General features: G+C 64.6%; 16 protein-coding genes and 1 pseudogene. 7 read left to right on the forward strand and 10 right to left on the reverse strand.

What is annotated here, in order from left to right; genetic code table 11:
- Nucleotides 1–56: 56 nt before the first annotated feature.
- Nucleotides 57–242: a hypothetical protein gene (locus K1X59_RS00730; protein ID WP_183151482.1), complete on the forward strand. Its 186-nt coding sequence runs from the start codon at nucleotides 57–59 to the stop codon at nucleotides 240–242.
- Nucleotides 243–244: 2 nt separating this feature from the next.
- Nucleotides 245–943 (forward strand): DUF981 family protein, encoded by a 699-nt coding sequence (locus K1X59_RS00735; RefSeq protein WP_183151483.1) that lies wholly within the window; start codon nucleotides 245–247, stop codon nucleotides 941–943.
- A 99-nt stretch (nucleotides 944–1042) separates the two neighbouring features.
- Here the strand turns inward: K1X59_RS00735 and K1X59_RS00740 are convergent, their stop codons facing one another.
- From K1X59_RS00740 to K1X59_RS00770, 7 genes are all read right to left on the reverse strand, one after another.
- Nucleotides 1043–1888, reverse strand: coding sequence for a methyltransferase (locus tag K1X59_RS00740; RefSeq protein ID WP_183151484.1), 846 nt, complete (start codon nucleotides 1886–1888; stop codon nucleotides 1043–1045).
- 9 nt (nucleotides 1889–1897) lie between these two features.
- The gene (locus K1X59_RS22640; RefSeq protein ID WP_183151485.1) at nucleotides 1898–2365 is read right to left on the reverse strand and encodes a GNAT family N-acetyltransferase; all 468 of its coding nucleotides are present in this window, start codon (nucleotides 2363–2365) and stop codon (nucleotides 1898–1900) included.
- A 66-nt stretch (nucleotides 2366–2431) separates the two neighbouring features.
- Nucleotides 2432–3649 (reverse strand): MFS transporter, encoded by a 1218-nt coding sequence (locus K1X59_RS00750; RefSeq protein ID WP_183151486.1) that lies wholly within the window; start codon nucleotides 3647–3649, stop codon nucleotides 2432–2434.
- A gap of 8 nt (nucleotides 3650–3657) precedes the next feature.
- Nucleotides 3658–4329, reverse strand: coding sequence for an NTP transferase domain-containing protein (locus K1X59_RS00755; RefSeq protein ID WP_183151487.1), 672 nt, complete (start codon nucleotides 4327–4329; stop codon nucleotides 3658–3660).
- Complete coding sequence (gene hisG, locus K1X59_RS00760) at nucleotides 4326–5012, reverse strand: ATP phosphoribosyltransferase (protein WP_183151488.1); 687 nt, start codon at nucleotides 5010–5012, stop codon at nucleotides 4326–4328. The genes K1X59_RS00755 and hisG overlap by 4 nt, the downstream gene beginning before the upstream one ends.
- Entirely contained in the window at nucleotides 5002–6444 is a 1443-nt protein-coding gene (locus K1X59_RS00765) for a hypothetical protein (protein ID WP_183151489.1), read from the reverse strand. The genes hisG and K1X59_RS00765 overlap by 11 nt, the downstream gene beginning before the upstream one ends.
- A gap of 477 nt (nucleotides 6445–6921) precedes the next feature.
- Nucleotides 6922–7449: a DUF1152 domain-containing protein gene (locus K1X59_RS00770; RefSeq protein WP_183151490.1), complete on the reverse strand. Its 528-nt coding sequence runs from the start codon at nucleotides 7447–7449 to the stop codon at nucleotides 6922–6924.
- A 302-nt stretch (nucleotides 7450–7751) separates the two neighbouring features.
- On the opposite strand from K1X59_RS00770, the gene K1X59_RS00775 reads away from it, so the two are divergent.
- From K1X59_RS00775 to K1X59_RS00785, 3 genes and pseudogenes are all read left to right on the forward strand, one after another.
- Nucleotides 7752–8009, forward strand: coding sequence for a hypothetical protein (locus K1X59_RS00775; protein ID WP_183151491.1), 258 nt, complete (start codon nucleotides 7752–7754; stop codon nucleotides 8007–8009).
- 93 nt (nucleotides 8010–8102) lie between these two features.
- Nucleotides 8103–8699: pseudogene (locus K1X59_RS00780) on the forward strand (lipase maturation factor family protein); the annotation flags it as partial.
- Between the two features lie 355 nt (nucleotides 8700–9054).
- Nucleotides 9055–10038 carry an endonuclease/exonuclease/phosphatase family protein gene (locus tag K1X59_RS00785; protein ID WP_183151492.1) on the forward strand — a complete coding sequence of 328 codons (984 nt, stop codon included), beginning with the start codon at nucleotides 9055–9057 and terminating at the stop codon, nucleotides 10036–10038.
- 25 nt (nucleotides 10039–10063) lie between these two features.
- On the opposite strand, the gene K1X59_RS00790 is transcribed toward K1X59_RS00785, so the two are convergent.
- From K1X59_RS00790 to K1X59_RS00800, 3 genes are read right to left on the reverse strand one after another with little or no spacing between them, the layout of a single operon-like run.
- A complete protein-coding gene (locus K1X59_RS00790) occupies nucleotides 10064–10471 on the reverse strand; it encodes a rhodanese-like domain-containing protein (RefSeq protein ID WP_183151493.1) in 408 nt (135 codons plus the stop codon).
- On the reverse strand, nucleotides 10468–11088 hold the full coding sequence (locus tag K1X59_RS00795) for a bifunctional 4-hydroxy-2-oxoglutarate aldolase/2-dehydro-3-deoxy-phosphogluconate aldolase (RefSeq protein ID WP_202045457.1): 621 nt from the start codon (nucleotides 11086–11088) through the stop codon (nucleotides 10468–10470). The genes K1X59_RS00790 and K1X59_RS00795 overlap by 4 nt, the downstream gene beginning before the upstream one ends.
- An 11-nt stretch (nucleotides 11089–11099) precedes the next feature.
- Nucleotides 11100–11816, reverse strand: a complete 717-nt coding sequence (locus K1X59_RS00800) for a transcriptional regulator (RefSeq protein ID WP_183151494.1) — start codon at nucleotides 11814–11816, stop codon at nucleotides 11100–11102.
- Nucleotides 11817–11971: 155 nt separating this feature from the next.
- Between K1X59_RS00800 and K1X59_RS00805 the strand changes: the two genes are divergently transcribed.
- Both K1X59_RS00805 and K1X59_RS00810 read left to right on the forward strand, forming a co-directional pair.
- Nucleotides 11972–13327 carry an MFS transporter gene (locus K1X59_RS00805; RefSeq protein ID WP_183151495.1) on the forward strand — a complete coding sequence of 452 codons (1356 nt, stop codon included), beginning with the start codon at nucleotides 11972–11974 and terminating at the stop codon, nucleotides 13325–13327.
- Nucleotides 13324–14583, forward strand: coding sequence for an alanine racemase (locus K1X59_RS00810; RefSeq protein ID WP_183151496.1), 1260 nt, complete (start codon nucleotides 13324–13326; stop codon nucleotides 14581–14583). Before K1X59_RS00805 ends, K1X59_RS00810 begins: the two co-directional genes overlap by 4 nt.
- Nucleotide 14584: the final 1 nt, after the last annotated feature.

The raw sequence follows: 14584 nt of genomic DNA on the forward strand, positions 1-14584 counted from the left end.
TGGATGTAACACTGCAAGAACAGGACGCTGCCGTCCGCACACGAGCGGATCGATGGGTGGCGTCGCTGCCCAGGGTCGCGCTCGGCGTCTTGGCATTGGCCGTCATCATCGCCGTCGTGTTCTGGGTCACAGCGACAGGGAGCGTCGGGCAGGATCTCTCGATCGCGACCCTGTGCGTCGGCTTCACGATCGTGATCGCCGCGATGTCGCTGCGTGAGCTCCTCAAGGGCGGTGCGGAGTAGCCATGTTGCTTCAGGGAATCACGTTCAACACCACCATGGCGCTGGTCGCCGGCGCGATCATTCTCCTCATACCCCTGTTCATGCGCGCTGTGCAGCGCGCCGATCACGCATCGATGGTGGGATGGGGATACACGTTCATCGCTGCGGGCTTCTTCCTCGGTGTCACTGGCTTCTTCATGATGCTCACGTGGCCGCTCGCCCAGGTCGACGGTGCGTTCTGCTGCAAGGTCGACAACTTCACTTTCGGTGAACCTGCCGCGCTCTACGGCCTCCTCACGTTCATCGCCGGCCTGATCGTTCTCCGCACGAAGGCGCATGCCGACAAGAACGGCGTCGACGTGGGCCCTGATGCCATGTTCGCGGCGCTCCGACCGCTGCTCTTCGTGGGCGCGATCGGGGGTTTCGGTCTCGTGCTCATCGGCATCGGCGGGATGCACTTCGGCATGTGGCGGCCACCCGACATCGAGCCGCTCGCACGCCTCATGGCCGGCAGCCTGCTCGAGCCGCTTCTGATGATGGTGCTCTACATCGGTACCGGCGTGACCGCGGTACTCGCACCGTTCCTTCTCGAGAGCAGGTGGGTCGCGCGGATCTTCGCCGTGTTCGCGTGGTGCCTCGGTCTGTTGTGGATCCTGTTGTCGTTCAGCGTGTTCTACAGCCACATCGGCTTCTTCCCTCAGCCCGACGGCTCGTACCTCTGACCCGCGCCTCACGGGTTCGCTCCCGTCGCACTCCTCGTCGCTTCCGACCGAGAGTGCGGCGGGAGCTTCTGTGTCCGCGAAGCGTAGCTCTAGACAGGGCTATTGACGCAGCCTTCCCACGGAAACGCGATGGCGCAGTTCGTCCTGGTTACCTAATATCACATCGAATCTGTCCTCGAGTAGATCCGACACGATGCTCCGAGGTATCGGTGCTTCCCAACTGTCGACCACTTCGAAATAGTCCGAGAAACCTGCGGCATCGACCGCTTCACGGATCTCGGTCCCCAAGACTTCGGAGAACGTGAAGTAGAGAAGGTTGGTCCGCGCTTCGAATCCGCGGATCAACGCTTCAGTCAGGTTGAACTCATCCGTCATCGTCACTCGTCCGGCAGGCACTGCGATTGCCCCGCTCGGGAAGTACGGAGGATTGCTGACGATGACGTCGAAGCGCTCTTCGAGGGCTGAGGGCGAGAACTCTGCGTGCCTCAGCTCGACCGCCGTCTCATCGCCGATCTGTGCAGTGTTAGCTTCGGCGTTTGCGAGCACTTCCATATTCACATCGAGCAGTTGCAACCGTCGTGGTGCGGCGAGGTGAGCGAGCCCGACACCGATAACCCCGCAGCCGCAGCCAGCGTCGAGCGCTGACGTCACGCTGAGGTTCTCCTGCTCGAGGCACGCAAGGAATCTGAAGGCGTCCAACGTCAGTTGGTATGCACCCGGCAGCCAGAGATACGTGGCCCCTCTGAAACGTACCTCGAGTTGCATCACTCGTTCCGCGATCATGAAGCGAATGCTGTCTGCAAGCAAGGATCTCGGACTCGAGCGCTCGTACACCTTCACGGCGTGACCTTCGTGGAGGACCCGAGTTGTTGCGGATTCGAAGTGGTCTCCGAGGTCGATCTCGATCGAGAACATGGCGCGCGTGCGGTCGGTGAGGCTGGTCATCGGAGGTCCCTAATGGAAGACGTCGGTCATGAGAAGCGAGAACACCAGAAGATCAACCCTGCCATGGTGAGTGATACCGGCCGATCGAAGCTGACCCTCGAGAGTGAATCCGGTCCGTTCGGCAACGGAGATGGAGCGCTCGTTCAAGGGGGCGATCCGAAGCTCTACCCGCTCGAATCCGTTCGCGAAAGCGCCGAGTGACAGCGCCCGTACTGCGCGCGATGCAACTCCTGTTCCGCGAGCCTGCGGTGCTACCCAGTAGCCAAGTTCCAGAATCCCTTCTCGCCAACGGACGTTCCTCACAGAGATGGAACCCGCGAATACTCCGGAGTCGAGTATCGCGTAGTGGATGCCTTGTCCGCCCCGTCGGTACATCTCTGCGCCGCTCTGGCACCACTCCTCCGCCAACTCTCGCGTGTACGGGCGCGGAAGAGGAAGCCACCTATGAATCTCTTCGTCCTGACAGGCTTCGAACATCCCTGCGCGTGAATAGGACCGATCGGTTCGAGAACGATCCCGCCGTCCCCGGAGATCGTGCTGGAGTCAAACATTCTGCTCATCTTTGACGAGCTCCAATCTGCGAATGGGCGAGAGGAGGGCGAACCCGGCCATCACGAAGGCGGCGCTGACGCCGCCGATGAGCAGGACCGAGTCCGCGCCGACGAGATCAGCTGCGACTCCCACGATCAGGTACGACAGGGGAAGAACTGCGGTCGATGGAAGCATCATCAGGGCGCTCACCCTGCCGATCATCTCTGGGGATACGTGCTGTTGGAACAGGGTGTCGTAAAGCACGTTGCCCACTTGGAGAGCTGCACCTCCGGCAAAGACGAGGATGAGACAGATCGCGAACGAATCCTGGACGAGACCGAGAGGCGCGAGGCTGAAGAGCGCGATCGATACTGCGCCCGCCACGGCAGCATGGCGGCGGATGCGTACGGCCACCAGCCCCCCGATGAGTCCGCCGGCCGCGTACACGGCGAGGACCACACCGTATGCACTGTCGCCCCAGCCAGTCTGCACCGAGGCCACCGGCAACAGCACGCTCCAGGCTCCGACGACAAGGAACATCTGTAGTCCGCCGGCGAGGGTGAACATCCACACCCAGGGCGTGGACCTAACCGCATGAGCGCCGTCCTTGAGGCTGCTCCAGTAGCCTCGTGGTGTCAACGGCAGGCGACCGCCGTCGCGCGTCAGATCTGGGACTCCGACGAGTGCAAGTGCGCTCAATGCGAAGCACACGCAGTTGATAAGCACTCCGAGAATCGGATCCACGAGGAGCAGCATGCCCCCGGCTACTGCCGGGCCCGCGACAGCCATCGCGTTACGGGTGACGGCGCTCATGCCATTGGCGGTCAACAGGTCCGCCTTTCCGACGACGAGCGGAAGAAGCGCACGTGATGCCGGTGTGAACACCGACTCGCACAGGCCCGTCAGAATGACCGCCAGAGCCGAGATCCAGAACGCGCCGGTGACGATCCCGAAAGCCACGGTGGCCGTGCTGACGACTCGCACGACATCGGTGAGGATCATCAGTCGCTTCGACGAGAAGAATGCTGTCAGCCCGCCGAGAGTCAAATAGCCGATGAACAGCCCGATCGACCTGCCCGCGAGAATTGTTGCGATGACCGCAGCGGATCCGCCGTACGCGAGGACTGCGATTCCAGCCGACACCGTCATGATCGATGCGCCGAGCATTCCGGACAGCTGACTGAACCAGACGTGCCGGAAGCTCCGATTGCTCGCGAAGAGATCCTTCATCGCGCCACTCATAGCGCTCCTTCGAATCGGCTCTGCGACGCATCGAGCAGAGCATCACTGCCGCAGTCGAAGTATCGCTTCGGGAGCGTGAGCTCGGCGATGCTCTCACGACCCGACAGCAGAGCTTGAAGGATGCTGGGGTATCGAGGAAGGGCGTCGAGTAGGGCGTCGTCCACCTGGACAGCGAACCGTCCGATGTAGCGAGGCTTGCTCGTGAACCCATCATCGAGCCGGCCGTCTTCTGCGACCTCCACCGACGCGGTCGACCGTACTGTCAGTCTGGTCTCGCGGTCGACCTTCCCTGCCGTCACTCCGACCACGGGAGCACCAGCACGCCCGACAGCGTGCGCGTAGACCACGGCCGGACTGCCAACGCAGATCTCGTCAGCGTGCACGAGGACGACCAGATCGCCATGCTCGATGAGGGGAACTATCGCGCCGGTGGGAGTTGTTGCCGAGGTCTCGACGACGTGAGCCCCTTGCACTGCGCCGGACGCAACGAACTCGGCTCGAAGCCCAACGGGGACGACGACGTAGGACTCCATATCGGCGCTCTCCCCAACTTCATCGAGCACGTGCGAGATCAGAGGCCGCCCTGCGAGTTGCGCGAGAGCCTTGTGCCCAGGTAGCGCCGTCGTCAACCTCCGCCCCTGCCCTCCCGCGAGGACGATGACCTTCACGACGTGCCATCCGCGAGGGTTGACGCAAGGGCAGAGAGAAGCCCATGCTTCTTCGCGCCAAGGAGGCGTTCGCCACGCGAGTACACACGGCCTGTGCTTGCGAACAGTGTTTCGACGACCACCATGTCGTTGTCCCTGAGCGAACGGCCCGTCATGACGGCATCGATCGCGAGATCTGCGAGGCCACTGCGAACGTACATCTCAGCTGCGCCGTCAATGGCGACGAACGTCGCGTTATCGATCAGTCCCTGCTGCGATCTTTCATCCAGCCACCTCCGCGCGATAGCGGGGTACTGGCTGACCACGGTCAATCGATCCCGCGCGAGCGGTGCAGGTTCCGAGCTGCGCGCCACGACGCAGATGTTGGTTGCCTGGAAATCGAGGTCCAGCACCTCCTCGAGGCGCTCCTCAACGCCCGCCTCGACGACATAGTCGCGGCCGGTGATACAACCGTCGAGCACGCCGGCGGCAACAAGGCGCGGCAAATCAGTCGAGCGCGCAAGAACCGCTTCCACGTCCCCTGCCGCGAAGTTCAGGCACCGGGTGTCCTGAGTCCATTCGGAGAACGCCAGAGCGGCCCGAACCTGGTTCAACAACCGCCCTTGGTTCGGGACACCGAACCTCAGCCGCGAGTTCGTTCGCGAGTCTCGTCGCAATCCCGAAATCGATTCCTCAGTGATCACTCGATCCCCCTCTTTCGACGATGAAAACGCGCCGCAAATATGTGACGCGAGATCCCTGGAACACCACGGCACGGATGGAGCCGATATCGGGACCTGCGTCGATCGGCAAAGCGAACGAACGCGAATACTCGAGATCGTTCACGACGTCGCGTGTCTCGATGACAGGCGCATTCCGTGACTTGTCTCGCAGCTGCAAGTGCAACAGGGTGTTCTCGCTCAGACCGCTCGCAAGTGCGGTGACGCTCTCCCCTGCCCGGACAGTGCGCGGAAAGTTGAGTGTTGGCTCGATCTCTCGCCCTGCTGTGGACACTCGCCGTACCCCGCAGCCGGTGCACCATTCGGTCTCGATCCCGTGCCCACTCACCAAAGCAGCGCGATTGAGCCGTACTCGCCCCCCGCACGCCGAACATGTTTGACGGGTTGATTCAGACGACTGCGGGTTGGGGGCGTTGCCCTGCAGCAGTGCGCCTTGAAGCAGGTCCCCGAATGACGACCCCACACCACCGAGGAGTCCCGCCGACACCGCATCATCCCAACCGCCATTGAGGGCGATGCGGATGCGTGTGGCGACATCCTGGAATGCCCCTGTGCCCGACATATGTTGGCGAACGAGGATCCCACGCATCGCGTCGATGAGCTTCAGCTGGCGCGTCAGGACCTCTTCGAGGGGTTTTGCGTGGATCGCGGCGACCCGTTTCGCTGCAAGGATCGTGCTGAACGTGTACTCCACCTCTGCGTACTCGCTGTGGGGAAGTGCTGAAGGAATAGGCGGCGTCTCGTGACCGCGCTCGGGGGCAGGTAATTCTGTCGGTTCGGTGATTGCTGTTGGATCCTCATCGAGCGCGAGGATGACGTATCCGTTCTCGACGCCCTCCAAGGAATTGAGCGCAGCGACAACATCCGCGAGAGGGGTGTCTTCGTTCCATAGATGCTGGACGAGCCGTACGTGCGACTCTTCGAATGCAACTTGACGCGCTGAGCCGATGACGTGATTGAACCCCGCGTTAATCAAGGCTCGCGCGATGCTGACGTCCGGTGAGCCGAGCTGACCGGCCACGTTCAGGCTGTTGCACGAGAGTAGGAACGCGACATCCCCGCGCAGCTCTGCGGCGTAGACCACATCCTGCACCGCTCGCGCCTTTCGGCACCGCTGTCCCTGGGCACAACCGCCCGGCTGGTTCTTTGCATCCGCCGCCGCGCCGCACAGTGCCTTTTCACCCAGCAACATGTGCATGCCATCGCCGTGACCTGAGAGGACCAGGACGCCCGGCGCAATCTCAAACTCGTGCTGCCACGCAGCCGGTGGGTCAGTGTTCTGAGTCTGCGTCGAACACGACAGCCGGATCCGTGTCTGCGGCCTCCCGCGCGAGTGATCAGCGACGTCTTGAATCGCGTCGAATGTGAGGTCATCCAGAATGATGTCTTCAGCCATGGCGCACGCCCTCCACTCTCAGGACAGGTGACCCGATGGGCCGAAGGACGGCCCATTCGTCTACGCCGAAACGGCTCGCGAATCGCTCAGTCACATGATCACCTGGACGGATTCGGCTCCGAAGTTGCTCTCGCTGTCTTTCGGGCGGGAAGACGGGTCTGACGCTGGTCTCGAAGAGTTCGTCAACGTATCCGGCAGACGTCAGCGCGGCGTTCACATCGCGGATCGATCCCGCTCCTGATGGGACCAGTGCGGCCGGCCCCGTCGCGTGCACTTCACGCGCAGAGACCGAGATGACCTCGGCTGATCTCGCGGTCATCATCAGGGGGCTGCCGGTGCTGTCGCACCATACGCGGCCGCGGAGACCCAACAGGGCATGCAACCACAGCCGTGACGTCTCTGAGTCGATACCGGCGAAAGCATGAAGCAGATCCTCTGCGTCTCCGCGCCCGTTGCATTCCCAATCGGCTCCTGGGGTCAATGCGGACGTCTCGAATCGATCTCAGTGACCGTGAGCTCGTTGTCGAGGCCCGGTCCGACGACAACGACCTCGCTGACCGGAAGCGCACCCATGTCCGAGAGAATGCTCAGCGTCGTGGCTTCGAGGAGTGGGCTCCGAAGCCCATCGTGGTCTCGTTGGCCGAGTACATCGCCGCCCGCATCAACAACCGCTATCCGACCGTCATCGTCTGAAGCGAGCAACCTCGAGAGGCTCGTCTGTGCCCCTTCGAGGTTGTCCGCGTCCAGCACGTACGTTTCCCCCGACAGCAGCTGCGCGATGTCACTGAGCTGAGTTCGACTGCCTGCAATCTGCGTCTGTGGAGTCGCACGCATTCCGAGCCGGTCGCGGTCGAGCCCGTAGACGGATGTGATGCGGATGGGGCCGGCTGCTCTCGCGGATCGTTCCCAGAGGAACGTCGCGAATGTCGACTCCGTTATCCGCTGTCGGGCAAGAATGCCCGCGGCGACCAGGTCTCCAGGACCGCCGGCAGCTATGAACAGCACTCTCTACCTCTTAGCCGATTCCTGACATGGGGAGCGCCTACCCCTCGTGGATGAGGGGTAGGCGCCACTACTCACCAGCTGGCAGGCTTCCAGTCCGCGGACGGAGCGCTGATGTCGATCGACTCGATCTCAGCGATCAGGTCGTTGATTTCTGCATTTGCAACGGTCATGAATAGTCACCCCCGTTTCTGACATTTCGGTAGTTTGATCCCGCGGCTTCATCCGATTCCCCTGGATCGTAGTTATGTAACATGTTACCTATCACGATGACGCGGCGAAATCAAACGCTTCCGTTCGTATGCATGTGGCGGCCGCCCGACATCGAGCCGCTCGCACGCCTCATGGCCGGCAGTCTGCTGGAGCCGCTTCTGATGATGGTGCTCTACATCTGTACCGGCGTGACCGCCGTCCTCGCTCCGTTCGTCCGAGAAAGCGTGTGGGTCGCGCGCATCTTCGCCGTGTTCGCGTGGTGCCTCGGACTGCTGTGGATCCTGCTGTCGCTCACCGTGTTCTACAGCCACATCGGCTTCTTCCCGCAACCCGACGGCTCGTACATCTGACCAGCGCTTCACGGGTTCGCTCCCGTCGCACTCCTCGTCGCTTCCGACAGAGAATGCGACGGGAGCTTTCGCGTCGGGGCGTAGCCTGAGCGCGTGGACGGTTTCGCCGCAGTCGACTTCGGATTCGCGCGCGAGGTGCTGCAGCGGGGCATCGCGGCGCTGTACCTCGTCGCGTTCGTCTCGACCTTGAACCAGTTCCGGCCGCTCCTCGGAGAGCGAGGCCTTCTGCCCGCGCCCGCCCTCCTCGAATGGGTCGGGCAGAAGCCGGAGCGGCGGCGGATGCTGCACCCGACCCTCTTCTCGCGCATCCGCTACACCGACCAGCGCCTCGTCGTCCTGTGCGCGGGGGGCATCGCGGTCTCGGCGGTCCTCCTCATCGGCATCCCGCAGTGGGGTCCTCCCTGGGTGCCGATGCTGTGCTTCCTCGCGCTGTGGCTCGGGTACATGTCGATCGTCAGCATCGGACAGACCTTCTACTCCTTCGGCTGGGAGATGCTGCTTCTGGAGGCCGGGTTCCTCGCGGCGTTCCTCGGTTCGAACGACCAGCCGCCGCCGACGGTCGTGATCGTGCTGTTCTGGTGGCTGGTGTTCCGGTTGGAGTTCGGCGCGGGCATGATCAAGGTCCGTGGCGGACGTGAATGGCGCGACCTGACGGCGCTGATGTACCACCACGAGACGCAGCCGATGCCTGTGTACAGCCCAAGTTTGATGGACGTAATTCCCAAGGTGCCGGCTGCACTGCCTCCGTAATTCGCCTTACAGCTGGAGAGCGTTACCGAAGTGGAGGTGCCGTCGAGATTCTTATCGGGCCACTGTCGGCTTGTGAAGCCCGGCTGCGCTTGAGCGATATAGCTCTCCCATGTCCCCTCGGCGTATGCGGCTGTGGGCAGTAGGAGACCAATGCCGTGCTCACACCCAGCGCCGTGGCGACCTTCGAGAAGCGGTTTTGGTGGGACTTCATCCGATCCCCCTCGATCAATATTGTGTAACATGTTACTTATCATAGTTACGAGGCGGAATCAAATGGCTCCGTTTCTAGGTGCTGATGCGCGGGAGAATCGTCGCTGGCGTCGGAATCGTCGGTGTCGGCGTGGCGCTGTGGGCCGTCCCTTACACTCCGATGCGCGAGTTGCCGATTCTGTCGTCACTGGTCGCAGTTGACGCGGAGATGGCGACCCTCGGGATCGTTGTGGCGATCGTCGTAGCACTTTTCAGCGTGCGTCACGGGCGCCGCGGCTGGTTGATCCTCGCCGTCGCCTCAGGCCTGGTTGGCGTGCTGTTCGGCGCCCGCTGCCTCACACAGGGCCTATCAGACGGGTCGGCGCCGGTACCGGGTGACGGGATCGCATTCGTGTCATGGAATGCCGGCGATGCCGACGCCGGCACCATCGCCGAGCAGCTCATCCCCAGGATCGAGCGCGCAGACGCAGCCGTGGTGGTTCTGCCGGAGACAGGGTGGCTCGCGGGGGCGAGCGTCGCTGAAGAACTCGCACGAAGAGGGTTCGCGAATGTGGCGTTCGCGCCGGAGTCATCGACCACGACGGTCATCCTGAGTGCGAGTCTGGCCGAGTCGGGTGGATACTCGCTCGATGACTCGGCGCCGCCGTGGGCCGGCACCGTCGTCCGCCCCGACAACGCCGCAGCGGCGAACCCTGTGATCGTCGGCGTCCACGTTCAGCAGCCGGCTGTTGCGAGCGTCGACACGTGGAAGATGCATCTGAGGTGGATACGTGCGATGTGCGCCGAGGAGAGGTATATCGGCGTGATCGGGGACTTCAATTCGACAGTGAACAGCCTCGGGTCCGCGGGGGTCGGAACCTGCGCCGACGTCGCGTCAGCGCATGGTGCGGGCGCGGCCGCGACGTGGCCGACCCTGTTGCCTCCGCTGTTCGGCATCGCGATCGACCGCTTCATGCTCGGCGACGGGTATCGCGCCGCTGATGCGACCTATCTCGTGGATCGATCGGTCAGGGGGTCGGATCACTGGGCGATCGTCGGGACCATCCCGTGCGGGGGTCGTGGTTCTTGACCTTCGCTGCGACCTCGTGCCCTGGTCAGCTCTCGGCTGTGACCAGAGGATCGGGCGACTGGTGGGACACGACGCCGTGCGACTCGGTGTCGAAGCCGTTGCGCACCCAGTACTCGTATCCTCCGAGCAGTTCCCTGACGTCGAGGCCGGCGGCGAGCAGCGTCCGTGCGGTCGAGGTGCCGCCGTTGCATCCGGGACCCCAGCCGTAGACGACGATCGTGCGGTCGCGGGGCAGCGACTCGATCCCGGATGCGATCTCGGTCTTGGGCAGGTGCAGGGCTCCGGCGATGTGGCCGTGGCGCCACGACTCGAGGCGTCGCGTGTCGACCAGCACCGCCTCCCCTGCCTCGACCGCCTCGCGCGCTGCGACCACGTCGATCTCATACGCGAGGCGCGCATCGACGTGGGCGAGCCGCGCACCGAGATCGGTCATGCGCGGGCCGCGGTGCCGAGGAGTGCAGCGAGCTGCGGCAGCTGAGCGGGGTCTTCGAGCGCCGACCCGACGGCGACGACACTGGCGCCCGCGCGGAGGTACTCGTCGGCGTTGCCGGCGTGCATGCCGCCCGTCGTCACGAAGCGCGCCTGCGGGAAAGGACCGCGCATCGCGGTGAGCCACTGCGGGCCCAGCACCGACGCGGGGAAGGCCTTCACCCAGGTGAGTCCCGCTCCGAGGGCCGACTGCACCTCGCTCGCCGTGGCGACACCCGGCATGCTGATGAGCCCCGCGTCGTGGGAGGCGCGGACGACCTCGAGGTCGAGTCCGGGGCTGACGGTGAACACCGCTCCGGCGGATGCGGCCTGGGCGACGTGCTCGACCGACACCACGGTGCCCGCACCGACGGCCTTGCCGCGCTCGCGTCCGGCTGCAGCGACGACACGCAGCGCCTCCAGGTCTTCCGCGGTCTGGATGGGCAGTTCGACGACGTCGATCCCGAGGTCCCACGCGGTGGTCGACACGGCGAGACTGCGTTCGACGCCCATGCCGCGGAGGATCGCCATCAGCGGTGCGCCGTCGAAGAGCTCCTCGAAGCCGGAGTTGTCCATGGTCATGCCTTTCCTCGTCATCGCGTCCTGGCCTCTTCCAGGTAGGAGTAGGCGGTCACGCGCGAGATGCCGAGCCGCTTCGCGATCGCCTCGACGGACTTGCGCATCTGCGTCGCACCGCGCTGGTCGAGTCGCTCCAGCACCGTGATCTTGTCGTCGCGCGACATGCTCTCGACCGGGCGGCCGATCTCGCGGATGGCCTCGGTGATCATCGAATCCATGACCGACACGAGGTCGGCTCCGAAGTGCTCCTTCGGGGCATCGGCCGGCACGGGAGAGGGCAGCAGTGCATCGAGCGTCGTGCGGGCGAGCAGCAGCGGGCTGAGGTCGACGTTGACGCACAGCGAAGCGATGATGTCACCGGCGCGGTTGTGGAAGTACACCGAGGAGCACCGGAGCTCCCGTCCGTCGCTCGTGTAACCCGTGTAACCGAACGCGTCGTGGTTCCCGCGCCGGTCCTTGAGCACATCCAGGCCGAGCGAGGTGGACGGGCCGCCGACGGCGCGACCCGTGACGTGTCCGTTCTCGATGGCCATGATCGTGTGGCCGAGGTCGACGTCGGTGCCGTCGAGGTTGTGGAGCACGACCTCGACCGTGGGGCCAGCGGCGGTGGCGAGCGCTCGCAGCACCGGCCGATAGAGGCGGAGCACCTCCTCGGCGCTCTCGTAGGTCTCCCGCGCGAGGTCGTCGGCGAGGGCTGCGACCGCGTTCTCCGTTGTCGTCGATGTCGGCATGGTGACTCCAATCGAGAGCAACGATACAGGCGTACAAAAAATTCGGGAGATAGACAGAATGTCTATTTCGCTGTTAGTTTAGCCACGCCCGAGACGATCCGTCGAGGCCGACCGCAACGGATGCGGGCGCGCATCAACCGAGCAAGGAGCCCCGGATGGCCACTGTCGCTTCATCTGGCTTGACCCCGAAGCAGCGCAAGACGATCGCCGGAGGCGCGATCGGCACGCTGATCGAGTACTACGACTACTACCTCTACGGCCTCGCAGCCGCTGTCGTCTTTCCCGCGGTGTTCTTCTCCTCGAACGATCCGCTCATCGCCGAGCTCAACTCGTTCGCGACGTTCGCCGTCGGGTTCTTCCTCCGTCCGGTCGGAGGGATCATCTGGGGGATCGTCGGTGACCGCAAGGGCCGCAAGGTCGTGCTGATGAGCACCGTCATCGGCATGGGGCTCGCGACGACGGGCATCGGCCTCATCCCGTCCGACCAGGTGATCGGCATCGCCGCACCGTTGCTGCTCGTGCTGTGCCGACTCTTCCAAGGGTTCTTCGTCGGCGGCGAGATGGGCGGAGCGGCCACGATGGTCGTCGAAGCAGCGCCGACCGGCAAGCGCGGACTCTACGGTGCGTTCCTCATCAGTGGAGCGGGCATCGCCAACGTGGTGTCGGGTGGTCTGATGGCCGGTCTCGGCCTCGCTCCCGAATCCTGGTTCCTCCAGTGGGGCTGGCGCATCCCGTTCGTCTTCTCGATCGTGCTCGCGATCGCCGCGATCATCCTTCGTCGTCAGCTCGAGGAGTCCGACGCCTTCACCGAGACCCAGACGCTGCTCCTCGCCACCACCGGCAAGAAGCCCAACCCGCTCGTCGAGGCGTTCCGGCACCCGAAGAACGCGATCATGGGCATCCTCATCGGCCTGCCGCAGTCGATCGCCGGATACGTCGTGCTCACCTACGGTCTCGCGTACATGCTGACCGACAAGGACATCCCGGTGTGGTTCGGCTTTGCCGGCACCATGCTCGTGGGACTGCTGCAGATCGTCGTCGCCCCGCTGTGGGGTGCGATCTCCGACCGCATCGGCCGCCGCACCGTCTACATCATCGGCTGCCTCGGCTTTGCGGCCATGGTCTACCCGGCCTTCATGCTGTTCGACACGGGGAACATGTGGCTGATCTGGCTCGGCCAGATCCTCGGCTTCGTCGTGTTCGGCGTGGCGATGCAGGCGACGCTCTCGACGATGCTGGTCGAGATGTTCGACCCGGAGGCGCGCACCACCGGCGTCAACATCGGGTACCAGTTCTCCAACACCTTCGGTGGCGGCCTCGCTCCGCTCATCTGCACCGCGCTGGTCGCGGCCGCGGGGGGTGCCTTCTGGCCGGTCGTCGTCTACGCGGCGGTGATCGCGGTGGTCGGTGTGATCGCCACGCTGGTCGCATCGATCCAGCCCGATGTCGAAGGTGCCGGGCGACTGCACGAGGTTCCGACCGCCTCGGTCAAGACGGGTGCCTCGCAATGACGCACGGTGATGCCGACGTCCTCACCGCACGCGACAAGGGTCTTCCCCAGCGGGCGGCGGGTCTCACGGCTGCGGAGTTCCTCGCCACCGAGCCTCGCCTCGACGAGTTCTGGACGCCGCTGATCGTGCTCGACGACGCGGCGATGCGGGCGAACGTGGCGACGATGGCGCAGTGGTGCGCAGACCGAGGGCTCGACCTCATGCCGCATGGCAAGACCACGATGGCGCCGGCGCTGTGGAACCGTCAGACGGATGCCGGGGCGCTCGGGATCACGTTCGCGACCATGGGTCAGGTGCGTACCGCCCGCGATCTGGGCGTGGAGTCGGTGATGCTCGCGAATGCTGCCGTCGATCGACCTGCGCTGGCGTGGCTGGCGCAGGAGCTGGCGGATCCGGGGTTCCGGTTCGTGAGCTGGGTCGACTCGATCGCGACGGTCGAGGCGATGGAGGAGGCTCTGTTCTCCACCGGGACGCCGCGTCCGGTCGATGTCTGCGTCGAGCTCGGTGGCGCGGGCGGTCGCACCGGCGCGCGGTCCATCGAAGAGGCGTTTCGTGTCGCCGAGCGCATCGCCGCCTCCGCGGTGCTGCGCCTCGCCGGGGTGGCCGGCTACGAGGGGAGCCTCGCGCACGATCGCACACCCGCGTCCCTCGCGGCCGTGCGCGCGTACCTGGAATCGCAGCTCGAACTGCACGCCGCGATCACGCCGCTCTATGACGACGGCGAGTTGTTCGTGACCGCCGGGGGTAGCGCGTACTTCGATGTCGTCGCCGATGTCTGGGCGACGGCGGCGCGCGATGATCGTACGCACTTCACCCTCCGCTCCGGCGCCTACATCGTGCACGACGATGGCTTCTATCGCGGCATCTCGCCCTTCGACGAGGGAGCAGAGCACACGGAGGCCTCCCCGCGTTTCGTGAACGCGATGCACGGAATCGCGCGGGTCGTGTCGGCGCCGGAGCCCGGCTTGGCCCTCGTCGACGCCGGCAAGCGGGATCTGCCCTACGACGAGGGGCTGCCGATCCCGCGCGCCTCGGCTCCCGGCGTGACCGGCCCCTGGCAACCGCTGCAGGCAGAGGTCTCGGCGATGAACGATCAGCATTCCTACGTGCGCACGGAGCAGGCGCTGGCGATCGGCTCCGTCGTGCGTCTCGGCCTGTCGCACCCCTGCACCGCCTTCGACAAGTGGCGGGTGCTGCCGGTCGTCGAATCCGCCGACTCCGACGTGGTCACGGGCCTCGTCCGCACGTACTTCTGAG

This window comes from Microbacterium sp. Se5.02b (assembly GCF_019464375.1).
Classification (GTDB): Bacteria; Actinomycetota; Actinomycetes; order Actinomycetales; family Microbacteriaceae; genus Microbacterium.